The 25,968-nt window shown below is 61.4% G+C and carries 23 protein-coding genes and 1 pseudogene; 16 read left to right on the forward strand and 8 right to left on the reverse strand.

The genetic code is table 11. The features are described 5' to 3' along the window. Window positions 1-35: 35 nt before the first annotated feature. Complete coding sequence (locus QMO80_RS31955) at window positions 36-1,049, reverse strand: sugar ABC transporter substrate-binding protein (RefSeq protein WP_283201572.1); 1,014 nt, start codon at window positions 1,047-1,049, stop codon at window positions 36-38. 226 nt (window positions 1,050-1,275) lie between these two features. Between QMO80_RS31955 and QMO80_RS31960 the strand changes: the two genes are divergently transcribed. The 5 genes from QMO80_RS31960 to QMO80_RS31980 all read left to right on the forward strand — a co-directional run bounded on the left by QMO80_RS31960 (window position 1,276) and on the right by QMO80_RS31980 (window position 6,237). Beyond that, window positions 1,276-1,707: an antitoxin Xre-like helix-turn-helix domain-containing protein gene (locus QMO80_RS31960; protein ID WP_049733229.1), complete on the forward strand. Its 432-nt coding sequence runs from the start codon at window positions 1,276-1,278 to the stop codon at window positions 1,705-1,707. Continuing rightward, the gene (locus QMO80_RS31965) at window positions 1,704-2,186 is read left to right on the forward strand and encodes an RES family NAD+ phosphorylase (RefSeq protein ID WP_283201573.1); all 483 of its coding nucleotides are present in this window, start codon (window positions 1,704-1,706) and stop codon (window positions 2,184-2,186) included. Before QMO80_RS31960 ends, QMO80_RS31965 begins: the two co-directional genes overlap by 4 nt. Before the next feature lie 197 nt (window positions 2,187-2,383). After that, window positions 2,384-3,469 (forward strand): polysaccharide pyruvyl transferase family protein, encoded by a 1,086-nt coding sequence (locus QMO80_RS31970; RefSeq protein WP_283201782.1) that lies wholly within the window; start codon window positions 2,384-2,386, stop codon window positions 3,467-3,469. Between the two features lie 20 nt (window positions 3,470-3,489). Beyond that, window positions 3,490-5,016, forward strand: coding sequence for a lipopolysaccharide biosynthesis protein (locus QMO80_RS31975; RefSeq protein WP_283201574.1), 1,527 nt, complete (start codon window positions 3,490-3,492; stop codon window positions 5,014-5,016). A 129-nt stretch (window positions 5,017-5,145) separates the two neighbouring features. Then, complete coding sequence (locus tag QMO80_RS31980) at window positions 5,146-6,237, forward strand: acyltransferase (protein WP_283201575.1); 1,092 nt, start codon at window positions 5,146-5,148, stop codon at window positions 6,235-6,237. Window positions 6,238-6,259: 22 nt separating this feature from the next. Here the strand turns inward: QMO80_RS31980 and pdxA are convergent, their stop codons facing one another. The 4 genes from pdxA to QMO80_RS32000 form a co-directional block, all read right to left on the reverse strand. Then, window positions 6,260-7,246, reverse strand: coding sequence for a 4-hydroxythreonine-4-phosphate dehydrogenase PdxA (gene pdxA, locus QMO80_RS31985; protein ID WP_283201576.1), 987 nt, complete (start codon window positions 7,244-7,246; stop codon window positions 6,260-6,262). Between the two features lie 14 nt (window positions 7,247-7,260). Then, window positions 7,261-8,394 (reverse strand): iron-containing alcohol dehydrogenase, encoded by a 1,134-nt coding sequence (locus tag QMO80_RS31990; protein WP_283201577.1) that lies wholly within the window; start codon window positions 8,392-8,394, stop codon window positions 7,261-7,263. A 347-nt stretch (window positions 8,395-8,741) separates the two neighbouring features. Continuing rightward, a complete protein-coding gene (locus QMO80_RS31995) occupies window positions 8,742-9,926 on the reverse strand; it encodes an exo-alpha-sialidase (RefSeq protein WP_283201578.1) in 1,185 nt (394 codons plus the stop codon). Between the two features lie 11 nt (window positions 9,927-9,937). Beyond that, window positions 9,938-10,840, reverse strand: a complete 903-nt coding sequence (locus QMO80_RS32000) for a dihydrodipicolinate synthase family protein (protein ID WP_283201579.1) — start codon at window positions 10,838-10,840, stop codon at window positions 9,938-9,940. Between the two features lie 328 nt (window positions 10,841-11,168). On the opposite strand from QMO80_RS32000, the gene QMO80_RS32005 reads away from it, so the two are divergent. The 7 genes from QMO80_RS32005 to QMO80_RS32035 all read left to right on the forward strand — a co-directional run bounded on the left by QMO80_RS32005 (window position 11,169) and on the right by QMO80_RS32035 (window position 18,701). Continuing rightward, window positions 11,169-12,806 (forward strand): ABC transporter substrate-binding protein, encoded by a 1,638-nt coding sequence (locus tag QMO80_RS32005; RefSeq protein ID WP_283201580.1) that lies wholly within the window; start codon window positions 11,169-11,171, stop codon window positions 12,804-12,806. Between the two features lie 127 nt (window positions 12,807-12,933). Beyond that, complete coding sequence (locus QMO80_RS32010; RefSeq protein ID WP_283201581.1) at window positions 12,934-13,890, forward strand: ABC transporter permease; 957 nt, start codon at window positions 12,934-12,936, stop codon at window positions 13,888-13,890. Between the two features lie 2 nt (window positions 13,891-13,892). Then, on the forward strand, window positions 13,893-14,852 hold the full coding sequence (locus QMO80_RS32015; RefSeq protein WP_283201582.1) for an ABC transporter permease: 960 nt from the start codon (window positions 13,893-13,895) through the stop codon (window positions 14,850-14,852). After that, window positions 14,849-15,856, forward strand: coding sequence for an ABC transporter ATP-binding protein (locus QMO80_RS32020; RefSeq protein WP_283201583.1), 1,008 nt, complete (start codon window positions 14,849-14,851; stop codon window positions 15,854-15,856). The genes QMO80_RS32015 and QMO80_RS32020 overlap by 4 nt, the downstream gene beginning before the upstream one ends. After that, window positions 15,856-16,848, forward strand: coding sequence for an ABC transporter ATP-binding protein (locus QMO80_RS32025; RefSeq protein WP_283201584.1), 993 nt, complete (start codon window positions 15,856-15,858; stop codon window positions 16,846-16,848). Before QMO80_RS32020 ends, QMO80_RS32025 begins: the two co-directional genes overlap by 1 nt. Further along, on the forward strand, window positions 16,845-17,915 hold the full coding sequence (locus QMO80_RS32030; RefSeq protein ID WP_283201585.1) for a four-carbon acid sugar kinase family protein: 1,071 nt from the start codon (window positions 16,845-16,847) through the stop codon (window positions 17,913-17,915). The genes QMO80_RS32025 and QMO80_RS32030 overlap by 4 nt, the downstream gene beginning before the upstream one ends. Window positions 17,916-17,936: 21 nt before the next feature. Continuing rightward, a complete protein-coding gene (locus tag QMO80_RS32035; RefSeq protein ID WP_116408825.1) occupies window positions 17,937-18,701 on the forward strand; it encodes a FadR/GntR family transcriptional regulator in 765 nt (254 codons plus the stop codon). Between the two features lie 19 nt (window positions 18,702-18,720). On the opposite strand, the pseudogene QMO80_RS32040 reads toward QMO80_RS32035, so the two are convergent. The 3 genes and pseudogenes from QMO80_RS32040 to QMO80_RS32050 all read right to left on the reverse strand — a co-directional run bounded on the left by QMO80_RS32040 (window position 18,721) and on the right by QMO80_RS32050 (window position 20,830). After that, window positions 18,721-19,030 (reverse strand): annotated as a pseudogene (locus tag QMO80_RS32040) (HigA family addiction module antitoxin). 104 nt (window positions 19,031-19,134) lie between these two features. Next, entirely contained in the window at window positions 19,135-19,587 is a 453-nt protein-coding gene (locus QMO80_RS32045) for a DUF421 domain-containing protein (protein ID WP_283201586.1), read from the reverse strand. A gap of 10 nt (window positions 19,588-19,597) precedes the next feature. Beyond that, window positions 19,598-20,830 (reverse strand): protein-L-isoaspartate(D-aspartate) O-methyltransferase, encoded by a 1,233-nt coding sequence (locus QMO80_RS32050; RefSeq protein ID WP_283201587.1) that lies wholly within the window; start codon window positions 20,828-20,830, stop codon window positions 19,598-19,600. A gap of 402 nt (window positions 20,831-21,232) precedes the next feature. Between QMO80_RS32050 and QMO80_RS32055 the strand changes: the two genes are divergently transcribed. Genes QMO80_RS32055 through QMO80_RS32070 form a run of 4 tightly spaced genes read left to right on the forward strand, consistent with a single transcriptional unit; the run spans window position 21,233 to window position 25,942 of the window. Then, entirely contained in the window at window positions 21,233-22,753 is a 1,521-nt protein-coding gene (locus tag QMO80_RS32055) for an ABC transporter substrate-binding protein (RefSeq protein ID WP_283201588.1), read from the forward strand. Between the two features lie 11 nt (window positions 22,754-22,764). Then, window positions 22,765-23,703: an ABC transporter permease gene (locus tag QMO80_RS32060; protein ID WP_283201589.1), complete on the forward strand. Its 939-nt coding sequence runs from the start codon at window positions 22,765-22,767 to the stop codon at window positions 23,701-23,703. After that, window positions 23,700-24,524, forward strand: a complete 825-nt coding sequence (locus QMO80_RS32065; RefSeq protein ID WP_283201590.1) for an ABC transporter permease — start codon at window positions 23,700-23,702, stop codon at window positions 24,522-24,524. The genes QMO80_RS32060 and QMO80_RS32065 overlap by 4 nt, the downstream gene beginning before the upstream one ends. Beyond that, window positions 24,521-25,942, forward strand: a complete 1,422-nt coding sequence (locus QMO80_RS32070; protein ID WP_283201591.1) for an ABC transporter ATP-binding protein — start codon at window positions 24,521-24,523, stop codon at window positions 25,940-25,942. Before QMO80_RS32065 ends, QMO80_RS32070 begins: the two co-directional genes overlap by 4 nt. The last annotated feature ends 26 nt before the right edge of the window (window positions 25,943-25,968 follow it).

The raw sequence follows: 25,968 nt of genomic DNA on the forward strand, positions 1-25,968 counted from the left end.
ACGATCCGGCACGGCCGGATCGCCCATGAGCCTTGTCAGCCGATGCCGAGCTTCTTGGTGACTTCGCCGACATTGGTCTTGTTGGCGAGCAGCGCAGAAACATAGGTCTCGCGCGGCAGGGTCTCGCCGGCGAGCAGCTTGGCGACGTTGCGGATGGCGGTGCGGCCGATTTCGGCCGGCTGCTGCGCGACGTCGGCCCCGGCCGGCGAATTCGGATCGGCGACGAGTTGCAGTACCTCAGGACTGCCGTCGACGCCGTAGGTGCGGATCTCGGTACGGCCGGCAGCCGCCAAAGCCTGGGTCGCGCCAAGCTGCGGAATATCCCAGGCCGACCAGATTGCCTTGATCGAACCCTTTTCCGGATATTTGTTGAGAATTGCGGTGATCTGCGTGAAGGCGTCCTGCACGGTATTCGGGATCACGTCGCGCAATTCCGGCTCAAGGATTTTCACCTTCGGAAAGTATTTGACGACATTGACCAGCTGGTCGTAGCGGATCGCGCAAGGGGTGACGCCGTAGAAGCCGTTGAAGACGATGATATTGCCTTCGCCGCCGATATCGGAAACCAGCTGCAGCGCCAGGTCCTTGCCGATGCCCCAATTGTCGGAGGTGGTGTTGTTGATCGAATTGGTCGAGCCGACGTCGACGGTCAGAACCGGGATGCCAGCGTCACGCGCCTTCTTCAGCCAGGGGTCGATGACGCTGAGCGTGCCGAGGATTTGCACGATCGCATCCGGCTTCTGGGCGATCAGCGTCTGCAGCTGCGAAACCAGCTTGCCGTCGTTGCGCCCGGCATCGACGGCGATCGGCTCGCCGCCGAGGCGCTTCACCTCTTCGATCTGGGCGTTATAAGCCTGCAGGTCGAAGAAATGATCGGTGCCGGTGGCGCTGATGGCGATGCGCTTGCCTTTCAGCGACGGTTCTTCGCCGGCTGCCAAAACCGTCTTCTGCCCGACAAGCGAAGCGCCGGCGACGGCGACCCCGGCCGCTGCGGACAGTTTCAACAGGTCTCGTCTTCCGAAGCGGCTTCCGGACTTTTCGATGCTCATGACCACTCTCTCCAATTAAGTTATTTCTATAAATTAAGTAGACTAACCAAAATGAGGAGAAAGGAATTTCCAAAAAGGTGCTCTCTGGGAAAAAGACTGGGCGGACCGCAAGCTCGTTCATGGCCGGGGTTTGCCGCAAACGATGGTGCGTGGCTCGGCAAATGACTCACTTGATCATCGGCCCACTTGATACTAAATATAACCTCAAGTGAAAAGGAGCATTGTCATGATGGGGTTTGCTGTCGTTGCCGACGTTCTCGGACTGCCTGCCAGGGAACCGGCGTCGCGTTCGGCCTTCGGCCTGCTCTCCAGCATCGAGGCGGGATTGCCGGTCAAGGCGCTTGACCGCATGGCGCTGCTTCTCGCCCCAAGCGACGCGCAGTTCAAATACCGGCTCGTTCCCAAGGCCACCTATGAACGGCGCAAGTCTAAGCATCGGCTCTCCTCCGATGAGGGCATAAGGCTCGCCCGTCTCGCGCGTGTCTGGGGGCTGGCGCTCGATGTCTGGCAGACCGAGGCCGAGGCGCGCGATTTCCTGTTTCGCCCGCATGCGATGCTGGAGGACAGGCGGCCGATCGACGTCGTCATCCAGAGCGAGATCGGCGGCGAGCTCGTGCTCGATATCCTTGGAAGCCTGAAATACGGCAGCGCTGCGTGAGCGCACAGCTTCTTGACCGTACGCTGACATCCGTCCGGATCGGAGATCCCAACGGAACCTACCCGATCTTCGATGCCACCGGCTCGACCATCGCGCCGGGGCGGTGGAACACGTCGGGCAGCCCGATCATCTATACGAGTGAGCACTATTCGACGGCGCTGCTGGAAAAGCTCGTCCATGGCAGCGGCAGGCTGCCGCCCAACCAGCATTACGTCACGATATCAATGCCGCGCGGGCTCAGCTATGAGATCTTTTCCGAGCCGGCGCTGCCGGGCTGGGACAGCATGCCGGCCGGCGTCAGCAAGGTTTTCGGCGAAAAGTGGTGCCAGGAAAAGCGCAGCGCCATCCTGCTGGTGCCGAGCGTCGTTGCCCGGGTCGACCGCAACGTGCTGATCAACCCGGCCCACCCGGAATTCCCATCGATCGCGGTCAGCCTCCACCAACCCGTCTACTGGGACCGCCGCTTGTTCGGCATGTGATAAGCCCAATTTTTCGCGCATCCTGGTCATGCTTCCGCATCCCTTTCGACCGTTGCGCGCAAGGTCCGAACCTCGTTCTCATTTACCTTAAAAAGTAAGGCAAATTTGGTGCGTAGCTATGACGCACGGCTGTCCAATTGACTCCTAAACTTGGGCATGTAATTGCTGATCCAATTTTGAAAATGCAAGTAGAATATATGTATCATCTCGGCGAAGTTGTAATCCGGCGACTGCAGGAAAAGTTGATTAGATCGGTAAGGAAATTTGTTAGTAGAGGACAGCCTTACATTATAATGGATTTTCCATCCAATAAAGATCCAGGCCACCACGCAAGTTGGCTGGGATTGGCGAAGGTATTGCAGGAGGTAACAGGGCGCCTGCCGGTACTTACCGGCGGCTCTCTTCAAAGTATTAACGAGATAAAATCCACGCCCGGCGACGCTCCAATATTCATTTGTGGGTGGTCCGACTTCGGAGATGCGCGGACCGGCAGAGACGATATTCGCTACCGGTTGGCGTGCAAATATCCGGATCGAACCATCATTCAGATGCCTCAAACAGTCGATTTCGCCAACGAGGCCCTTATGGACTACGCGAAGCGTACGATTGGGAGGCATCGCAAATTTTTCTTTATGACGCGCGACGAGCAGAGTTTCGAGCTGGCAAAAGCGAACTTCGATTGCGATGTCGAGGCTGGGCCGGACACGGCATTCGCTATCGACCTGCTTAAACCGTTCGAAGCCGATCCTCTCCGGGCATTATACGTCATGCAGCCTTTTGGAGAGGACGACGTCGATATAGCTGAAGCCCGAGCGATCGTTGACGGACCTCTTACCAATTGGATCAACGGTCCGGATAGTTTGTCGCGCCTGCGCAAGTCGAGTGTCCTCAAGGCCGCAATGCGGCGTGGCTTTAGCCGTTCCGAGATGGTGGCCCAACATCACGAGGATGTCGCTGCTCGGTATGTCGATTATGGTGTGAAGATGCTGTCCGGCGCGCAGCGGATTATCACCAACCGCCTCCATGGTCATACTCTTTGTCTTTTGCTCAATAAGCCGCATGTCGCGGTTGCGAGAAGCGGAAGCAGGCTGCACGACTTCATCGGTAGCTGGACCGGCGACACTCTGCTGGTGGAGAAGGCGACAAATGCCGGTGAGCTTTTGGCGGCCATGTCCCGCCTCCCGTATGAGATGAACGGCACCTGGTACAAGTCGAGTAGACCGATGGATCTACGTCCCGGTCTTCCCGCCCCGGATCTCGTCCCCCATCCCTCTATAGTTTGATTCCCTGTAGGAGTTCAGTTTTGTCGGTTGCACGAGACGATGATATTCTATTCAGCCATGTCAATAAGAACCGATCCTCGGCGGCCGTAACGGGTGCCTTCTGGTCGGCGATGAGCACGCTCATTCCGACAGTCCTCACCTTCGCAGTTTTCGTGGTGACGTCTCGAGTCCTCCAGCCTCAGGATTTCGGTCTTGTCGCCCTGGCATTCAGCATCGTGTCGTTTGCCGGCAGTTTTGGACCGACCGCATTTGGCGAAGCAATCATACAGCGATCCGAAATAAGGCGAAGCCACCTCGATACGATATTTATGCTTTCGCTTGCTTTTTCATTCTTGGTCTATGGCGTTTTGTGTGTCGCCGCTTCGCCCATCGCGGCCTACGTGGGACATAAGGAAATCACGTCCCTTATCTACATCATGGGACTGAAGGTGTTCTTCGACTTCACGGCCGTCGTTCCGAATGCGATCGTCAACAGGAAGATGTCATTTCACCTCGTTGCCGTCCGGACTGTTATCGCCACAATTACTTCTGGTTGTATTTGTCTTGTTTTGGTTCTCGCGGGTTTCGGCTTGTGGGCGCTTGCGATTGCCCAGATCGCGGCCACAGCGGCATCATGCGGCGCTGCTTTCTGGGGTGCCGGGTGGTCGCCCGGGCTTAACGTGAAGCGAGAAAGCCTGAACGACCTGCTGCATTACGGCTTTTTTGCATCCGGCACTCGGTTCTTACAAACGATGAGCTTGGACAATTTGATCATCGGTGTGCTCCTGAGCCCGTCAGCGCTCGGTATCTATAATTTCTCGAAGCGTTTGTTCGATATGATCAACAACGTCATCGCCGGGGGCTTAACATCGGTCACCCACGTCTTGCTGTCCTCGTTGCGGACTGATCCGAAGAAAGTTCGAGAAGCATTTTTGATGGCGACGTTTGGCTGCGCCCTGGTTTCCTATCCCGTCTTCATCGGCCTTGCCGCAGTTGCCGGCGATGCGATCACGACAATTTTCGGTGCGCATTGGATCGAGGCCGTTTGGCCGGTTCGGTTCTACTGCGTTATCGGGTTGATGGCTGGGATCGGCTACGTGCAGGCATCCTTGATCAAGAGCCAGGGGGAGATGGATTGGTGGTTCTACTACCAGTTGGCACGAAATCTCCTCACGCTCGTGACGATCGCAGTTCTTTATCCTTTCGGCGTCACAATAGTTGTTTTCGCGATTATGATCGAAGTTCTGTTGTTTTGGCCGATCACCAGCTGGAAGGTTTCGCGCCATATAGAGCTGAGCGTCGGGGCCTATCTGATGCAATTCCTTCGGCCAAGCCTGGCTTGTGCAGGAATGGTTGCTGTCGTTTTGCTCCTGCATGAAGCGCTGATGCATTGGTCGCCTTATCCACGTCTGGCCGTGGAAATCGTCGCCGGCGGAATTGCATATTGCTGCCTGATCTTTGTTCTGTGCAGATCTCATCTCAATGTCTTGATCGGCAGCATAAAGCAGGTACGACAGCGCAAAACCAACAGGGACGAGCTTGTCGACCCTGTGGCACATCAATCGTGATATCTGGGCACCTCCGCAGACCAGCCTCGCGGAGGTGCCACTGATGCGCAAAGTGGTCGGCACGGATGTCAGTTTCAATCCACCGCATCTGACCGCCGCTCAGGCACAAGCGAATAGGATATCGATCAGATGACCAGTCTCGACCGCGGTTATTCGCCATCGACGATTGACGCCGCGGAAGTCTCGATTCCCGACCGCAGCCGTTACTATTCCCTGGATGCAATGCGCGGCTTTGCCGCGATCTGTGTCGTTGCCACACATTTCCAGGAACGATATGCCCCGTCGGCCTATCTGGCGGTCGACTTTTTCTTCGTACTCAGCGGGTTTATCATCGCCGAGATTTATGGAAAACGGCTTGCACGTGGCCTGCCGTTCCCGGCGTTCATGGCGGCTCGAATCAAGCGCCTTTATCCGCTCTATTTGATCGGAATTTTGGTCGGTCTCGTACAGATCATATTGTTAACAGGCTGGGGCCTGAGACATCAGAGCGTCATTGACCTGTTGGCGTCGACCGTTGCCAACGGGATTTTTCTGCCCAGCCCGATGTATTTCCTTCAAACCAACCCAATGCAGGGTATGTTTCCAATCAATGGCCCTGCATGGTCGATGTTCTGGGAACTGTTGGTAAACATAGTCTTCGCGCTATGGCTCTTCCGGCTCTCCGTCCGTGCCCTTTGCCTCGTCGCTTTGATTTCAGCTGCGCTTTTGGCCTTTGTGGGTCTTAAGTACGGTATGTTGAATATCGGCTGGGAATGGCCTTCCGCAATAGGTGGTCTTCCAAGGGTCATGTTTTCATTTACTGCAGGGGTCGTGATCAGCCGTCTATTCGGTGGCATGCCGGCCTGGAGGAAAGGTTGGACGGCGATCCTGCCGTGCCTTCTTCTGATGATTTTCATGGCCGCGCCGGTTCCTTCCCTCCTGCGGCCCTACTACGATCTGATGTTCACGATGGCCCTGGCGCCGCTCATCGTGATGCTTGGCCTCTTTCTGGAGATGCCCGCAAAAGCCGAGAGGTTGGCGACGTGGGTGGGCTATATCTCCTACCCCGTCTACATTCTGCACCGCGGTGTGATCGGTGTTTTCAAGCCAGTCGCCGGGTCGATCGGGTTGAGCGGCCCTCTCGCTTTTTTCGTGCTTCTCAGCGCGGTCGTGTGTTTCGCTTACGGAACGGCTCGTCTCGTAGACAAAACAATGACCATGCGGGCTCGGCCAGCTCGATGAGCCGTCAACGGATCTCGTCTGATTATGCGCTCTGCCGCGGCGAGCGCGCCATCAGCCGGGCATAGGCGATGGCCGAGAGCATGTTGACGTGGTTGGCCTTCCCCGTGCCGGCAATGTCGAAGGCGGTGCCGTGGTCGACCGAGACGCGGTCGATCGGCAGGCCGAGCGAGACGTTGACCGCCGTCTCGAAGGCAACGAGCTTGATCGGGATGTGGCCCTGGTCGTGATATTGGGCGATGACGAGGTCGAAGGCGCCGTTATAAGCGCGGGCGAACACCGTATCGGCCGAGATCGGCCCGACGACGTCGATACCCCTAGCCTGCGCCTGCTCGACGGCGGGTGCCAGGAATTCCGTATCCTCGGTGCCGAACAGGCCGTTTTCGCCGCAATGCGGGTTGAGGCCGGCAACGGCGATGCGCGCCTTCTTGCCGAGGCGCAGGAAATGGCGGTGGCCGGCCTCGATGGTCGCCAGCACCCGCTCGGTCTTGGCGCGCTCGATTGCGCCCTTCAGCGAGATATGGGTCGAGACATGGATGGTGTTCAGCCGCTCGGAGGCAAGCAGCATGAAGGAGCTCTTCGAGCCGGTGAGATGGGCGAGCAGCCCGGTATGGCCGTCATGGTGATGGCCGGCAAGGTTCATCGCCTCCTTGTTGATCGGCGCGGTGACGATGACATCGGCTTGTCCGGACATGGCAAGATCGACGGCGCGGGTGATGTAGCGCACCGAGGCATCGCCGGCGACGGGGCTGACCTTGCCGATCTCGGGCAGGGCGGCGCCGAGCGGGACTTCGTCAACGGCGATCCTGTCGTCGCCTGCGGCATCGGCGGGGCCGAACCGCAGGCCGGCGCCGGTGGCGCGGTCGGCGCGCTCCAGCGCTTCGACATTGCCGACGATGACGAAGTCGCGGCGCTCTTCTTTGGGAAGGGCCGCCAGAGCCTTGACGATCACTTCTGGGCCGACGCCGGCGGGATCACCAAGCGTCACGGCGACTTTCGCATTCCTGTCCATCGTCCAAATCCCTTCTAGAACGCGGCTGCGTAGATCGAGCGAATATCGGCGCGCGTCAGGTCGCGCGGATTGTTGTCGAGCAGACGGCGGATGGCAAAGGCGTCGTCGGCCATGGCGTCGAGATCGCTTTCCGGCACGCCGAGCGCGGAGAGTTTCATCTCGATGCCGAGCTCGGCGCAGAAAGCATAAGCCGCATCGAAGACGGATGCGATGTTGTCGGAGGTCCGGCGCCCGAGCGCCTCCATCACCGCTTTCGTCTTCTCAGGGGCCGCCGGCGTGTTGAAGGCGAGGACATGCGGGAAGATCAGCGCATTGGCCGCACCATGCGCCACATGCCAGCGCGTGCCGAGCGGATAGGCAAGCGCATGGCCGCCGGCGGTGTTGACCGGGCCGAGGCAGAAGCCGCCGTAAAGCGAGGCGAGCGACAGGCCGGCGCGCGCTTCGGCGTCGTTGCCGTCCTTGACGGCGCGGGCGAGATATTTGCCGACCAGCCGCGTTCCCTCGATCGCATAGATATCGACCATGGGATGGGCCTTGCGGTTGGTGAAGGCCTCGACGCAATGGGCCATTGCGTCGACGCCGGTGGCGGCCGTCGTGCGCGCCGGCACGGTGAAGGTCAGGGCCGGATCGATGACGGCGATGTCGGCCAGCATGTGCAGGCTTTCCACCGCAAGCTTGGCCATTGTCCTGGGATCGGTGACGAGTGCGCGGATGCCGGCCTCGCTGCCGGTGCCCGAGGTCGTCGGCACCTGGGCGAGTGCCGCCTTGCGCGGCCCATGCACCTTGTTCGGGCCGACGACGTCATGCAGCGTCTGCGCGGAGCCGGCAAGAACGGCGGCAAGTTTTGCCAGGTCCATGGCGCTGCCGCCGCCGAAGCCGACGATCAGCTCGGCGTCGGCGCCGTTCGCCGCCGCCAGCACCTTTTCGAGGTTGGCCGTATCCGGCTCGGGCGTCACTTCGGCAAAGACCGTCACCTCGCCCTTCAATTCCAGCACGTCGATGCGCGAGGCGTTGAAAGCATCGGAGATGACAAGCGTTCGCCGATAACCTTTTTCGACAGCCCATTTGCCGAGCTTTCCCGCCGTACCGATGCCGAATTCGATCAGATGCGGCCGAACGATCGTGATCGGCGAATCCAAGCTGGCCATGAACCAGTCCTCCCTGCAAGATCTTGCGGCGATAGTGTCGCTCCATTTATTGTAAAGTTGTAAGATAATTGTCAAGCCGACATTCTCGATCGGCCGGAATTTTATCGGCGAGCATGCCGCAGAACAGGTTTCAAGCGATTGTTCTGTGGCGGTATATGATTTAAAATCAAATGCTTATGATGTTTATGGATAGAGCGCTCAGTTAATAGGTCAGCCACCGTCATGTCGGCGGCGGCGAGGCCAAATCTGTTGTCAAATCCTCGGCGTGACCGGGCGATCTGCCTGTGTCCCGCATCGTCTCATGCGGGATCGGAAAGCAGATTTACAATTCCAGGCCGGCATTTTGCTTACGGCAGCGCTTGCGGGGCGAGCCGCACATATTTGATGGCGCGCCGGTAATAGGTGTAGGCGACATGGAGCGTGCCGTCGCTGCCCTGGATGACCGAGGGATAGGAGAATTCGCGGTTCAGCGAATCCTTGGAATTGTTGCTGAGACAGAAGCCGTCGCCTGTATCAAGATCGATGCGATGCCGAAAGGTCCTGCCGCCATCCTTCGAGATCGCCAGGCTGAGCGGCGCGCGCGGCACACCCCAGACCGCCTTGCGGCCGGTATCGGCGACAATAGCGGCCTCCGAGGCCTCGCCACCCTCGATTTCGTCGTAGAGAGACTGGCGCCGCGCATCCGAGGTGCTTGCATTCGAATGGTTGTAAACCATTGCGATTGCTCCATCATTCAGCACGGTTGCCTGGATCGAGGAGTTGTTGTTCGGCAGTTCGGTCGGCTCGGGCGCGCTCCAGCTCTCGCCGCCATCGGACGATCGGCTGGATAGAATGTTTTCGGCGAAACGGTTGCGGTAGAAGGCGATCATATCACCGCCGCCGAGCGGCAGGATATTCATGTGCACGGCGCCGATGCTGTCCGGAATATCGCGCATCTGCCAGCTCGCGCCGCCGTCGCGCGAGATCAGCACCGCAGCCGTATCGGCATCGCCGCTCCAGCGCTGGCCGCTAAGGCCGACGCAGCGGAAGACCGGCAGCAGCCAGTCGCCCCTGCCGTTGACGACGATCTGCTGGCGAACGAAGGTGCCGGGGCTGTCGCAGAGGATGCGAACCGGGCCGAAGCTTTTGCCGCCGTCATCCGATATGCGGCATTTGACAATCGAGCCATCCTGATTGCCCGAGGTCTGCGAGGTATAGAGCAGCCACGTCTTTCCATCAGGAGCGTTGAAAATCAACGGGTTCTGCTCGGATTTCTGAGGGTCGTCGCTCATCTTCTCCGGCTCGGACCAGCGCTCGGAGCCGGGCGCCAGCCGCGACATGTAAATCGAAATATCGCCCATGCCTTCCATCGTGCCGCCGAACCAGACGCAGCTCAGCGTACCGTCGGGCAGAAAGGCGAGATTGGCTGCATGGTTCTGGATGCAGGGCGAGGGCAGATAGGCATCGGCACGGCCGGCGACAGAGGGGTTGCGGGTAACGACCCCGGTCATCAAAGCGGGCACGGCTTCCGAAGGCAGGCCGGTAAAATTCATGGCGGATCTCCTCAAGGCAGCTTGGCGTAGCTTTCGGCGAGTGCGGCATAATCCGTCTCGCTCAGCGGCATCAGCGGCGCGCGCGTGCGCTTCCAGGCAGGATTGCCGGTCTTCAATCCCACCATTGCCTTGATGGTCGGGATCTGCACGTAGGAATTGGAAAGCGTGCGATAGGCGTTGATGCGTGCTTGCGCCGCCTCGACCTCGGCGGCTCGCGCCTCGTCATGGATATGGTCGTAGATGGTGCGCAGCGAATCCGCCACCAGATTGGAGGTGGCCGTGATGCAGCCAGCGCCGCCGGCCTTCATGAGTGGCAGCAGCAGCGGATCGGCGCCGGCCAGGACCGAGAAACCGGGATGAGCTGCGATGACGGCCTGCATGTTATTGAAATCGCCGGCAGATTCCTTGATTCCGACGACCGTTTCCGGGAAGGCCGCAATCAGCCTGCCGATCAGCGGAATGGAGAGCGGCACGCCCGAGACCTGCGGAATATGATAGAGGATGACCTGCAGGCGGGTGTCGGCGACCTTTTCCAGAACTTGCGAATAGGCGGCAAACAGGCCGTCGTCGGAGACGCCCTTGTAATAGAAGGGCGGCAGCATCACCACCTTGGTGACGCCGAGCGACAGGGCGTGCCGCGTCAGTTCCACGGTCTCCGGAATGGCGACGACACCGGTGCCCGGCAAAAGCCTGTCGGCCGGAATGCCGGCCTTCACCGCCGCCTCCAATATGGCGCGGCGCTCGGCTCCGGAGAAGGAATTGGCTTCTCCGGTCGTGCCGAGCAGGGCCACGCCATGACATCCCTCGGCCAGCAGCCGCCGGCAGTGATCGGTGAAAAGGGTGAGGTCGGGCCTATTGTCTGCCGTCAGCGGCGTTGCGGCCGCGCTGAATACGCCTGTGATCCTGTGGCTCATTCCGCCCTCCTCGGTGCGTCCTGTCTTTTCCGGTGCGCGTTCGAACCGCACGGCTGCACGGGCAATTGTCATTCGTCTGTCGCGATGGATTGCGAAAAACTTTGCCATTGCAGCGCTTTTGTCAAGAAGACAAAATGCGCTCATTCCGGATTGAAAAATTATCTATTTGTTATTGTTGCAATATTTTTCGTCATAAATTTTGTTGCAGCAAAAATTGCGATTTTTTGTTGACATATTTACAATAACGAGAGAACGATATGGGACGGATTGTGCTGCGCCTGGCAGGTGCAGGGAGAGCGCTGCCGAATTCACCGTGGGAGGGAATGCCATGTCTTTTGATCAATCTGAAAAAACCAATCTATCGCGCCGCAACGCGCTGAAGCTCGGTCTTGCGGCCGGCGTCGGCCTCACCGTGTTCGGGATGAATGCCCGCATCGTGATGGCCGATGAGGGCCAGGTTCTGAAGGTCGCGCATCCGGCCTTCGACCAGGACTGGTCGCCGCTGCGCGGCGGCGGCAGGACGTTCCGCTGGAATTCGATCTGGTGGGCGGCGCCGATGTATTTCGACAGCCAGGGCAATATCAAGCCTTACGTCTTCACCAGCTGGGAATCGGCCGACAACACGGTATGGACCTTCAAGATCGATCCCAAGGCCGTCTTCTCGGACGGCAGCAAGATCACCTCGGCCGACGTCAAGGGATCGTGGGAAGTCGCCTCGATGCCGAACACCAAGAGCCAGCGCGCCGACCAGGTGCTGAGCAAGGTCAAGGGTTACGCCGAAATCGCCGCCGGCTCCGGCAACGAGCTGACGGGTGTGGCCACACCCGACGAGGGCACGGTCGTCGTGACGCTCGCCGCTGCCGATCCGATCTTCTTCATGCGCCTGGCAAACCACATCGCGCCGATCACCAAAGCGTCGCAATCGCGCGGCAGCGACGGCGAGGAAATCATCGACTGGTATAAGCCCGAAAACAAGCCGGTCTTCTCCGGCCCCTTCAAGCTGACGAGCATCGATATCGATGCCGGCAAGATCACATTCGAGCCGAATGAGAACTTCTTCGGGTCGAAGCCGAAGCTTGCCCGCATCGACATCACCTCGATCGAGGACAATGTCACCGCGACATCGCTGATCAAGTCCGGCGAGTTCAACGCCCATACCGAGCTCGTCACTTCGACGATCATCCAGGATCTCGGCCCGGAATTCTCGGCCGGCCCGCTGATCCCGACCAGCCAGCACTTCTGGTTCAACATCTCCCGCGCGCCGATGGACGATCCGAAGGTGCGCCAGGCGCTGATCATGGCGGTCGATCGCGACGGCCTGTTCAAGGCCTCCTATCCCGATGGGCCGCACAAGAAGGCCGATCAGATCCTCAATTCGGTTCCCGGCGCCGACAATTCCGGCTTTGAGCCCTTTCCCTATGATCCGGCAGCCGCCAAGAAGCTGCTTGCCGAATCGAGCTATGGCGGGCCCGAGCGCCTGCCGAAGATCCTGTTCGTCGGCATTTCGGCGCCGGCCATCCAGGCCGCCGCCCAGTTCATCGCCGAGCAGTGGCGCCAGAATCTCGGCATCACGGCCGTCGACATGAAACCGCAGCAGGACGCCTATGCCGGTCCGGATCAGAACTCGGTCCAGATCTTCCGCGACGACGTCGGCACCCGTGTTCCCGACGCCGTTTCCTATCTCACGGGCAGCATCGCCTCGACCTCGTCGAACGCGCAGAACAAGCTCGGCGGATACAAGAACGACAAGGTCGACAGCGCCCTTGCCGAAGCGGCGACCAAGGCTGCGGACGATCCGCAGCGCATCTCTCTCGCCCAGGAGGCCCAGAAGGCGTTCCGCGAGGATTGGGCCTTCATCCCGTGGTATTCTCAGGCGATGTCGCGCTGGGCCACCAAGGAGGTCAAGGGCATGGAGAAGAACCTCGACTGGCAGATCGCCGAACCCTGGAACATTTCGATCGGCTGATTGGGCCTCTCGTTTCTGACAATGAGCGCGCGAGGGCCGCAAGGCCTTCGCGCAAGTTTCAAGAAGAGATGCGATCCGCCGGGCTTCTGCAAAGGGCGGGAACGCATCGAACAGGTGGGAGGTGGCCTTGCTGCGCTACGTGCTAACCCGGTTTGCCATCTGGATTCCGTCCGTCCTGGTGGTGATGCTGGCGGTCTACGCGCTGGCCTTTTATGGCGCCGGCGATCCGATCAAGCTGATCTTCCTGCGCGCGCCGGGCGACGTCGCCTATAATCCGCAGCGCATCGAGGCCATCCGCGAAAGCGCCGGCCTCAACAGGCCCTTCATCGAGCAATTCGGGCTTTACATCTGGAATCTGCTGCACGGCCAGTTCGGCAATTCGCTGACCTCGGGCCGCGCCGTCTGGGCAATGGTCTCGGCCGCGGCCCCGGTTTCATTCCAGCTTGCCCTCTGTTCCGTCATCCTGACGACCGTCGTCGCGATCCCGCTCGGCATGATCGCGGCGCTGAACCAGAATTCGCGCCTCGACTATGCCATTCTGGGCTCGGCGCTTTTCCTCTGGGCGATCCCGGCCTATGTCGCAGGCCCCTTGCTGATGGTCGGCCTCATCGTGCTGCTCCCGGGCGCGAGCGTGCCTTATGGCTGGGGCGGCATCTTCGATGTCCGCATCCTGCTGCCGCTGCTGGTGCTTTCCTTCCAGCCGATCGCGCTGATCGTGCGCCAGACCCGGGCCGCCGTCATCGAGGTGCTGTCGGAGGATTTCGTCCGCACGGCGCGCGCCAAGGGCGTGCCGGAGATCATCGTGGCGCTGCGTCATATCCTGCGGCCGGTGCTGACGCCTGTCGTGACGCAGCTCGGCCTGATCATGATCACCATCGTCAACGGCGCGATCTTCGTCGAACTGGTCTTCGGCCTGCCGGGTCTTGGGCGCCTGACGGTGCAGGCGCTGATCAATTCGGATTACCCCGTCATCCTGGCGATCACGCTGATCGGATCGTTCCTGGTGATGGTGTCGAACCTTTTGGTCGACGTGCTCTATCCGCTGCTCGATCCACGCGCCAATGATGCAAGAAGGAGCCGCTGACCATGTCCGCAATCCCTCTTTCCACCCCTGAAACCATCGAGGAACAGCCGGTCAGCCTGTGGCGCGACGCCTGGTACCGGCTGAAACGCAACAAGCTCGCGGTCTTCGGTCTCGTCGTCGTGCTGATCCTTGCTTTCACGGCGATCTTCGGGCCTTACCTGACGCCCTATGACTATCTCGGCCAGGACCTCAACGCCCGCAACGCGCTGCCGTCGATGAGCCATCTCTTCGGAACCGACGATCTCGGCCGTGACGTCTTCAGCCGTGTGGTCTTCGGCACGCGAACCGCTTTCCTCGTCGCCGTCATCGTCACCTTCTTCGCCGTGCTGATCGGCCTGACCCTCGGCGCTGTGGCCGGGTTCTTCGGCAATCCCTTCGACCGCGCCATCATGTGGCTGACCGACGTGACGATGTCGGTTCCCAACCTGCTGCTCGTCGTCGTCATCAACGCCTCGCTGAAATCGCCGATCACCCGCTGGATGGAGGCGCGCTACCTCGAGACCCTCAATCCCTTCTACCGCCAGACGATCTGGGTGGATTTCATTCTCGTCTTCGGGTCGATGGCGCTGATCTCCTGGCCGCCTTACGCGCGCCTGGTGCGCGCCCAGGTCCTGTCGATCCGCAGCCGGCCCTATATCACTGCGGCCCAGGCGCTCGGCCTGTCGAACTGGGTCATCATCAAGCGTTATGTCGTGCCGAATGCGCTCGGGCCGCTGATCGTCTCGGTCAGTGCCGGTCTCGGCACGGCGATGGTGCTGGAAAGCGCCTTCAGCTTCCTCGGAGTGGGCGTCAATCCGCCGACGCCGAGCTGGGGCAACATGATCTCGGACGGCCTTCGCGTCTGGCAGCATTATCCGCATCTTCTCGCCGCTCCGGCGGCCGTGCTCGGCCTCGCCTCGGTTGCCTTCAGCTTCCTCGGCGACGGCCTCAACGACGCGCTCAATCCGCGGGGGAGCAAATGATGGACACGCAAAACACAGCACGCCTGCTCGATGTCAGGAACCTCACGGTCGAGATCGACGGCCGCAACGGCCCGGCCGTCGTGGTCGACGGCATCGATCTCCATGTCGACAAGGGCGAGACGCTGGGCGTCGTCGGCGAATCCGGCTGCGGCAAGAGCCTCACCATGCTGAGCCTGATGCGGCTCCTGCCGAACAAGATCAAGGTTACCAAGGGAACGGCCACCTTCGCCGGCCGCGACCTGCAGACCATGTCGAATGGCGAGCTGCGCAAGGTGCGCGGCGGCGATATCGGCTTCGTCTTCCAGGATCCGATGACCTCGCTCAATCCGGTCATGCGCGTCGGCGACCAGATCTGCGAGCCGCTGATCTATCATCGCAAAATGAAAAAGGCGGAAGCCCGCGCCCGCGCCGTCGAGCTTCTGCGCCTGGTCGGCATTCCCGGCCCGGAGGAACGGCTGCAGGCCTTTCCGCACGAACTCTCAGGCGGCATGCGCCAGCGCGTGATGATCGCCATCGGCCTGGCCTGCAATCCCAAACTGCTGATCGCCGATGAGCCGACGACGGCGCTCGACGTCACCATCCAGGCCCAGATCGTCGATCTGGTGAAGGATCTGCGCGCCAAGCTCGGCATGTCGGTCGTCTGGATCACCCACGATCTGGCATTGATTGCCGGCCTCGTCGATCGCGTCGCCGTGCTCTATGCCGGCACGGTCGTCGAGGACGCGCCGGTCGACGAGCTCTATGCCCGGCCAAGCCATCCCTATACGCGCGGCCTGCTCTCCTCGATCCCGAAACTGTCCGATCCGCCGGCAAGCCGGCTCTCCTCGATCGGCGGCACGCCGCCGGAGCCGGGGCGCCGCCCGAAGGGCTGCCCGTTTGCGCCGCGCTGCCCGCTCGTCGAGGCGATCTGTCACGAGAAGGTGCCGCGGCTCGAACCCTTGAGCGGCAGCAGCAATCACCGCGCCGCCTGTTTCGTCGTCCAGAGAATGCAGGAGGCCGCGTGATGGCTGCGCAACCGCTGCTCAAGGTCGAAAACCTGGTCAAGCATTTCCACGTCAAGCTCGGCGCCTTCGGTGAACGCTCGGCAACCGTCTACGCGCTCGACAATGTCGATCTCGACATCATGGAAGGAGAGACGCTGAGCCTCGTCGGCGAATCCGGCTGCGGCAAATCGACGACCGGCTTCACCATCCTCAATCTCTACAAGGCGACCAGCGGCAGGGTCGTCTATAAGGGCCAGGATCTCGCCACACTCGACGAGAAGCAGATGCGGCCGTTCCGCCGCGACCTGCAGATCGTCTTCCAGGATCCCTATTCGACACTCAATCCGCGCATGACGGTGGGCGAGGCGATCGGTGAGCCGATCCTCTTCCACAAGCTCTGCACCAAGGCCGAACTCAAGGAAAAAGTAGCGGCGCTGCTGACCGATGTCGGCCTGCCGACACGCTTTGCCCAGCGTTACCCGCACGAACTCTCAGGCGGCCAGCGCCAGCGCGTCGTCATTGCCCGGGCGCTGGCCTGCCAGCCGAAATTCATCGTCTGCGATGAGGCAATCTCGGCGCTCGACGTGTCGATCCAGGCGCAGATCATCAACCTGCTGCTCGATCTGCAGGAGAAATACGGGCTGACTTACCTCTTCATCGCCCATGACCTTGCGGTGGTGCGCCATATCAGCACCCGCGTCGGCGTCATGTATCTCGGGCGGCTCGCCGAACTGGCGACTCGCGAGGAGCTTTTCGACAATCCGCTGCACCCCTATACTAGGGCGCTGCTGTCGGCCGTCCCGGAGACCGATCCGGAGCATGAGCGCACACGCCAGCGCCAGATCCTGCAGGGCGATGTGCCGAGCCCGCTGAACCCGCCATCCGGCTGCCGTTTCCACACGCGCTGCCCGATTGCCATGGATGTCTGCAGCAAGGTCATCCCTGTCTGGAAGGAAGCCAGGCCCGGTCATCTCGTGGCCTGCCATGCGGTCAATACGGAAGAGATCGCATGACGCTGAAGGCCGCGATCATCGCCGACGATCTGACGGGCGCGCTCGATACGGGCACGCCCTTCGTCGCGGCCGGCCTTTCGGTCGCGGTCGCCGTCGATGTCGAAGCGGCGCAGGCAGCGATCGCCACCGGCTGCGATGTCGTGGTCGTCAATACCGCCTCGCGCGCGCTTGGCGAGCACGAAGCCGCCGAAAGGGTGCGATCGGCGACGAAGGTGTTGCGTGATGTGAGGCCTGCCGTCGTCATGAAGAAGATCGACTCCCGGCTCAAGGGCAATGTCGCGGCGGAAAGCCTGGCGCTGGCGGATGCGCTCGGCCTGAAGAATATCCTGGTGGCGCCCGCCATCCCCGATCAGGAGCGCCTGACCTACCGGGGCTGCGTCGTCGGCCGGGGTGTCGACAGGCCGCTGCCGATTGCCGATCTGTTCGCGGGTCGCGCGGATAATGTTGCCGTTGCCGTTGCCGATGCCGAGGACGATACCGATCTCGATCAGATCGTCGAGGGTCATGTCTGGCTGACGACGCTCGGCGTCGGTGCGCGCGGCCTCGGCGCGGCCTTCGCCCGCCGGCTCGGCGAAACCGAGCGACGGCCGGTGACGGAATTTGCGGCGACTCCGCGCACGCTGTTTGCCTTCGGCTCGCGCGATCCGATCACCTCAGCCCAGATGAACCGGCTCGAAACCTCCGGCGCCTTGCGTATGGTGGTGGATGCCCCGATGGGGCAGATCGAATGCGGGGAGGGGCTGGCGCTGCCGGTGCTGCTGCGCTGCAGCGGCGAGATGGCGGCCGATGCGGCGCTCGTCGCCGGTGATTTTGCGGCAGGCGTCAAAAGGGTGATCGACGATACGAGACCCGATATGCTGATGGTCGGCGGCGGCGATACGGCGCTTGCGGTTTTCCAGGCGCTTGGTGTCAGGGTGCTCATGCCGAAGGGCGAGATCGAGGCCGGTGTCCCCTGGTTCGATGTCACGGCCGCCGATGGGCGGTCTTTTCGGTGCGCCGTCAAGTCGGGGGGCTTCGGTAAGCCGGATAGTTTGTTAAAACTGGTTCTTCGGAATCAGGCGGCATAAGATACCGCCGGGGAGAATGATGTGGTTGAAGTGAACGGCGAATCTTTGAACGCGGAAGCCGGCCCGCCGGGCAAGCCCGAGCGCGGCAAGGCCGTCAAGCTGGTCGATCGTGTCTTCGACCAGCTGCTCGAGCGTATCCGCGGCGGGAACTATCCGCCGGATTCACGCCTGCCCGGCGAGCATGAACTTGCCTCGATGCTGGGTGTTTCCAGGCCGATCGTGCGCGATGCGCTGGCCCGCCTGCGCGATCAGGGCATGGTCTATGCCCGACAGGGCGCCGGCACCTTCGTCAGCGCCCATGGCTCGCCGACAACGCAGCTCGCCTATTCGCCGGTCAAGACTATTGCCGACATTCAGCGCTGCTACGAATTCCGCCTGACCATCGAACCGGCCGCCGCCTATTTCGCCGCCAAGCGCCGCAATGAGCAGGCGATCCAGAAGATCGCCAGCGCCCTTGCCGATCTGCGCGAGGCGACCAGCCACCAGCTTCACCGCACGGATGCCGATTTCATCTTCCACCGCGCCGTGACTGAAGCAGCCAACAATCACTATTATACGGCCTCGATCGATGCGCTGAAGGCCCATATCGCCGTCGGCATGCATCTGCACGGCCTGTCCCTGCTTGGCCCCCGCCAAGGGCTGGAACAGGTCTATGAAGAGCATAACGCCATCTACAAGGCGATCGCCGACGGGCGGGCCGACGACGCGCAAAGGCTGATGAAGGCGCATCTCGAAGGTTCCCGCGACCGTCTGTTCGAGGGCAGGGCGCTCGACCTGTCCTTCTGAGGCGGATCGGCGCTTTCCCTCAGGTGGCCCGGGTTGTCGGGATGCCTGAGACGTCCACTTCCCGTTCGGCATGCCAGGCATCATAGGCATGCCTGCATGCGCAGCCAGATTGCGGGACCATCACCGAACAATTTCCCAAGCCGGGCAGCGACATTGGGCGATACGGGCTTCTTCTCGTTCAGAATATCGTAGAGTTGCTGGCGCGAGATACCCAGCAGATTGGCGATTTCCACCTTGGTCTTTCCCGTTGCCGGGATGATGTCTTCGAGCAATGCCCCAGGGTGGGAAGGGCAGCGCGTCATGGGCCTCGTCGTTTCATACACGGGCATTAAAATCATTCCCCAGTCCGAGCCGCCTTAATGATATTGCTCGAAATCGGCGCGAGCGGCATCGGTGCCGTCGAATTCGAATGTGATGCACCAGAGGCCTTTTGTCAGCCGGATTTCTGCTTCTTGATGATGCTGATGTTGCCGCTCACTTCGAGGATGGCAAATTTTATCTCCGTCACACTCTCGATGCCTTCCTGGCTTCGGGCCGCTTGCATGACATCCTCTTTCTGCAGCCGGGCTCCTCTGAGCGCGCGTTCGTCGTAGACGCCGTCCGTCACCAGGACGGTGGGAACTCCGTCGATGATATGCGCTGCGCGCGGCCACCACCTCTTCACGTAGGAGAGGCCGATGTCGGTGGTAAACAGCGTCAGGATCAGGACGACGGCGTTGGTGATCGAGAAATCGTCGCCCAGCATCGCCTGCTGCGTGGTCTCGGAGATAACCAGCACGATGACAAGGTCGAACGGCGTCATCTGCGCCAACGTCCGTCTTCCCGACAAGCGGATGATCACGAGCAGCGTAAAATAAATTGCTAGTCCGCGGAATACTGCATCCACCGTGCCGCCCTCATGGAAAGATGAACGTGGATTGGTTACGGACCTCTCGGCCCATACCGATGGTGGCGCGGCGAGCGCCCGGGAGTTGCGTCTGCAGACGGAACACGATCTGTGTCGGTTCTGCCGGATCGGCCGGGAACACGTAACCTATCCGGCCCTCGCGCGCGAAGGTCGCCTTCTGGGGCGGGTCGATGGCCTGAACCGAGAAGGTTTGAAGAAAGGCGGCATCGATCGTGAAGACCCTGTCTTCGGATGACGCCGTGAAATTCACCGTCATATCCTCGGGAGCATTCCATCGGGAAATGACGGGAAAGTCCACGGACCCGTCGGACAAGACGAGCGTTTGCCGCGAAAACGGGCCGCCTCTGCCAAGTAAACCCAGCAAGCAGATCGCCAGAAGAAGCGTGAAGATGATCCAGGAAAGACGTTGAACTGCCCAGAACCGTAGCTGGAATTCGGTATGGTCGAGCACGCCTTCGGGCAGCGCAGGCAATGTGTGTATTTTTCCCATGCCCTCTCGCTGTACGTTTGGCAGAGAAGCTGGACCGGGCGCGAGAGTTCCCTGTGATAACGACACCGTTGCCGTGTACATCGGATGTGCGGCAGTCCAGGCGTCTTCGCCGATCAGGGGAACGAAGACCACCCCGCCGAGATCGTCTTCCTCGAACGCGGCGGGCCTGGTGCGCGTGACGCGTATCAGGCGCTGCTCTTGATCGCGGCCGACCGGGATGACGAGCCGCCCTCCGAGGTTCAACTGCTCCTTCAAGGCGGACGGCACTTCGGGTGCTGCCGCAGAAACGATAATGGCATCGAATGGCGCGGCTTCCGGCCAGCCCTTGCTGCCGTCACCCACGCGAACGTCAATGTTGTCGTATCCGAGCGTCTCGAACCGTTCCCTGGCCTGAAATGCCAGCCTTTCATGGCGCTCGATGGAATAGACCTGTCTTGCGATCCGGCTCATCAGGGCCGAAGCGTAGCCGGAGCCCGTGCCCACCTCGAGCACTTTGCCGCCGGCTTTCAGATCGGCCTTTTCGAGCATCAGAGCCACGATGAACGGCTGCGAAATCGTCTGGCCCTCGCCGATCGAGAGCGGCGCATCCTCATAGGCGAATTCCTCGAAGCCTGGAGAGACGAATTTTTCGCGCGGCACCGTGCGCATCGCCTCGATGACGCTTCGATCGCCAATGCCACGTCGCGTCAGCTGGTGCTCCACCATGCGATCTCGGCTTTGCGTCATATCCATGGATCGGCTCCGCTGTCGCCTGATCTACCTGGGGCAAGCTTCTCGGCCGGGCAGACGATGGAAAACAACGGGAGAGCCCCGTCATTCCGATGCGCTGCTCGGTCCATATGGAGAACTTAGTGTGAAGAGCGAAGTTCGACAGGCATATGCCAACAGGAAATACCCTTTCCTCAGGCGTTCGTGTCCACGAACCCATTCCCCGGTCCGCAGATCGCGCAGGCGGTTACCCTGATGATGGCGTCGCGCCCGTCCTCCCGGCTGGCTCGGCTGGCGCCTCGGGCAACGGGAGTGGATCCGCTAAATATGTTATTACGTTACATTTCGTTTGACCGGTGTAATAACATTACATATGCAGTCGCTGCCATTCCTGAATGAACCTGAACACTATGGGGAGAAATCGTAATGCGGGTGATGAAGAGGATTTTCCTCACGCTGGCGCTCGGAACGTCGACAGTGGTGGGTTCCGCCTATGCCGAGACACTCAAGGTCGCCGGCCCATGGGAAATCACCGGGATCGAGCCAGCGCAGACCGGCTACGTCTTCAGCCGCCTTCAAGTCGCCGAAACGTTGGTGACGACGGACAAGCAGGGCACGCTCGTTCCAGCTCTTGCGGAGAAGTGGGGCGTCTCGGATGACGGCCTCACCTGGACCTTTGCGATCCGCGGCAACGCCTCCTTCCATGATCGAACAGCTGTCACTGCTGAGACCGCCGCCGCCAGCCTTCGGCGAGCGCTTGCCGGTGTCGGCGTGCTGTCGCAGGCACCGATTGCGGAGATCACGAGCAGCGGCGCCGAACTCGATATACGGCTGACAAAACCCTTTTCCCCGCTGCCTGCCTATCTCGTGCATTTCAGCACCATCATCCTGGCGCCATCTTCCTTCGATGCCGCGGGCAAGGTCACGCAGATCGTCGGTTCCGGACCCTACAAGGTGAAAGCCCTCACACCTCCGGCACGGCTTGAGCTTGAAAGTTCGGGGAATTGGTGGGGCGGCAGGTCCGGCATCGAAGATGTGAGCTACCTTGCCGTCGGGCAGGGAGAAACCCGCGCCCTGATGGCGGAAAGCGGCGAAGCCGACCTCGTCTTTTCCATGCTTCCCGTTTCGGTCGACCGGTTGAAGGCCAATCCGAAACTCGACGTCCGGATCGCGACAATCCCCCGCACCCGCATCCTCAAGATCAATGCGGCATCGCCTTTCTTCGACCAGGTGGAGGAGCGGCAGGCGGTCAGCGCGGCTATCGACCGCGTCGGCATCACTAAGGTCATCCTGCGCAATTCCGATCTTGCCGCGACCCAGCTTTTCCCGCCGGCAATGAAGGGATGGAACGTTTCGGGCGTTCAGCCGCTGGCGCGGGATCTGGAAAAGGCAAAACAGCTGTTGGCGGCTGCAGGCTGGGTGCAGGGCAGCGACGGCGTTCTGGAGAAGGATGGCAAGCGTTTCAGCGTGACGATGCTGACCTATTCCAGCTGGCCGGAACTGCCGCCGATCGCAACCGCGCTTCAGGCCCAGCTCCGGCAAGTGGGTATCGAAGCCAAGGTATCCGTCGGCAACAGTTCGGAAATCCCGGCCCGTCACAAGGATGGAACGCTGGAAATGGGACTGATCTCGCGGCTCTACTCGATCGTACCCGATCCGGTCGGCACCCTGCTCCAGGACTACGGCCCAGGCGGAAGCGACTGGGGCTCCATGGGCTGGGACAACAAGGAGATGCAGGGCATCGTCGATAAGCTTGCGGCGACAAGCGATGCGGCCATCCGTGCTCCGCTCCAGGCCCGCGCGGTCGAGATCCTGCAGGAGGAGCTGCCGAGCATACCGGTCACCTGGTCCGAACTCGCCATCGTGTCGAGCAAGCGGATCACCGGCGTCGAGGTCGACCCTCTGGAGGTGAACTACGGCCTCTCCTCGGTCCGCTGGGCAAAATGACGGAAAGCGCGATGCGAAGCTTCCTTCTTGCTCGTCTTTTGCAGGCCGGCATCGTGGCGGTCGTGGTCGGGGCCCTGTGCTTCGTTCTGATGCGCGTCCTGCCGGGCGATGCGGCCATGCGCATTGCCGCCGGCCGCTATGGGCCTGACGCCCGGATCGCCGACGCGGCCGCCAAGGTCAGGCTGGAACTGGGTCTCGACCGGCCGATCGCGGCTCAGTTCCTGGAATGGTTCGGCAGTCTCCTGCGGTTCGATCTCGGACATTCGCTGGTGACAGGCGCTCCCGTCGTTCACGAACTGCAGGTGCAGCTCGGCGCGTCCCTCTGGCTTGCCCTTACGGCTTTAGCCTTGTCGCTGCTGATCGGTCCGATCGTCGGGCTGTTTTCCGGATTGAAACCCGGCGGAGCCATCGACCGGATGGGATTGGCAGGCGCCGTCATTTTCCGCGCCATTCCGCCCTTCGTGCTCGGGCTCATCCTGATGCTGGTGTTTTCCAAACATCTCGGCTGGCTGCCGCCGGCCGGCTTCGGCTCGCCGCGCGAAATCCTGCTGCCGGCCCTGACCCTGGCGCTCGGGCTTGCCGCCATGTCGAGCCGTGTCGCCCGTAATTCCGTCGCAGCCGTTGCCCGGGCGCCCTACTTCGCCTTCGCCCGTTACAAGGGGCTTCCGGAGGCCGTAGTCGTGCGCCGGCATGGGCTGCGCAATGCGGCCATTCCGGTGGTCTCCTATCTCGGCTTGCAGGCGATTTATCTGATCGAGGGCGTCGTGGTGGTCGAATCCCTGTTTGCCTATCCAGGCATCGGCCATGCCCTGGTGCATGCGATCGTCGAGCGGGACATTCCGATGGTGCAGGGGACCGCGCTGGTCATGGGGCTGATGTTCGTCGTCATCGGTGCGGTCGTGGATAGTCTCACTCTCTGGCTCGATCCGCGTTTGAGGAAAAACGCATGAGCACTATCGGGCAAACTTCCCATACGAGATCGAAAACAGGCATCGGCCTGGCGCGATCGGTCGGCGCCGGCCTGCTGCTTCTGCTCGGCGGCTTTGCCATTGTCGGGCCGGCGGTCATTCCGGCCGATCCTGCCGCGCAGGATTTTGGCGCGAGCCTGGCGCCGCTCGGCGGCGACTACCTGCTGGGCGCCGATCACTATGGGCGCAGCCTGCTGGCGCGGCTTGCACACGGGGCGCGTCTTTCTTTCGGCATGGCGTTGCTGACCATGCTGGCCGCAGCCATACCCGGCGTAGTGCTCGGCCTTTGTGCCGCCTGGAGGGGCGGGTGGACGGAACGGGTTCTCGAACTCGTCGCGACCATCGTGCTTGCCTTGCCCGGCCTCATGCTGGTGCTCCTGCTTCTCGCTTTCTCGCCCGGCAATTACGGTCCGCTGTTCCTCGGCCTGGCGCTGACGCTCTGGGTCGAGTTCTATCGGGTGACGAAGGCGGCGACGAAAACGGTGTTGGCCCAGCCGCATATCGAGGCGGCGCGCATGCTCGGTTTCGGCTCGCGTTACATCCTCGTCCATTATGTCCTGCCGGTCATCAGGCCGATGATCGCCACTCTTTCAGCCTTCGCAATGGCCACCGCGATCATCGCGGTTTCGACCTTGAGCGCGATCAGCGTCGGTCTTCAGCCACCCACGCCGGAACTCGGCAGCATGATCGTCGAGCTTCTGCCCTATTACACCGAGACGCCGGTGCATGTGCTGCTCCCCGCAGCGCTGATCTTCCTGCTCGTTCTCGGCTTGCAGATGCTCGCGCAGGGAGATCGAGCATGACGATAAACATCGCATCCGACCTTTCAGTCTCGGACCTGTCGATCCGCACCTCGGCGGGCAGCATCGTGTCCGGCGTGTCGCTTGCCTTGGGTCCAGGCCGGCCCCTGACCCTGCTCGGCGAAAGCGGTTCGGGAAAATCGCTCGTCGCCCAGGCGATCATGGGCAATCTCCCGCCGGAGCTGCATGCGAGCGGGCGCGTGATCTTCAAGGGCGCGGATCTCCTGAAGGAGAGGCCAGCCGAGCGCCGCCGCCGCTGGGGCCGAAGCATCGGCCTGCTACCGCAGGAGCCATGGCTGGCGCTTGATCCGACCGTGCAGCTCTTGCCGCAGGTGTCCGAGATCCATCGCTATGTCAGGGGAAGAACTGCTGCCGAAAGCGTCATAGCCGCGAAGGCAAACCTTTCCGAAGTGTCTCTGTCATCTGCCGAGGGTCTTTATCCCTTTCAGATTTCCGGCGGCATGGGGCAGCGGGCGGCCATCGCCATGGCGCATGCCGGCGACACCGAGCTGCTGATCGCCGACGAACCGACCAAGGGCCTCGATGCCGCGCTGAGGGACTCGGTGACGGCCCGCCTGAGACAGGAAGTGGAGGCCGGCCGTCTGCTTTTGACCATCACTCACGACGTCGCCGTCGCGCGGGCTCTTGGCGGAACGGTGGGCGTCATGCTCGATGGCCGGCTCGTCGAATACGGCCCTGCCGAACGGCTGCTCGAACGCCCGGAGCACGCTTATACCGAGGCACTTCTCGCGGCCGAACCGTCCCGGTGGCCGCGTCAAATCGGGAGGTCATCCGGAAAACGCGTGATTGCCGGCCGCGGGCTGGAAAAGAGATATGGCGACAAGGTGCTGTTCTGCGGCCTCGACATCGAGATCGCCGCAAGCGAGATCGTCTCGATCTTCGGCCCGAGCGGCTGCGGCAAGACGACGGCCGGCAACATTCTGCTTGGCCTGACCGCACCCGATGCAGGCGTGGTGGAGCGAAAGCCGGGGCTTTCGCCGCTGCATTTCCAAAAGCTCTACCAGGATCCGCCGGCGGCTTTCGCGCCCCATCAGACGATCCGCAAAGGGCTGAAGGATCTGGTGCGCCTTCATCGGAAAGACTGGGCGCAAGTCGAGGAACTGCGTGCGCGGTTGCGGCTTTCCGAGGCTTTGCTCGATCGTCTGCCGAGCCAGATCTCCGGTGGTGAATTGCAGCGTTTTGCGCTGCTTCGCGCATTGCTGCTCGAGCCTGCCTTTCTCTTCGCGGATGAGGCGACCTCCCGGCTCGATCCCGTCAGCCAGAAAGACGTGATCATGTTCCTGCGCGAGATCGTCGAGGAAACCGGAGTTGCTGTTCTCCTGGTCACCCATGACCGGGATGTTGCCGAAAAGATTTCGACGCGGGTAATCGGTCTCAAGGCTATGGCACGCGATCAATAGGGCACCGTGCTGATATTCCCCAAAGC

The organism is Rhizobium sp. BT03, from assembly GCF_030053155.1.
Classification (GTDB): Bacteria; Pseudomonadota; Alphaproteobacteria; order Rhizobiales; family Rhizobiaceae; genus Rhizobium.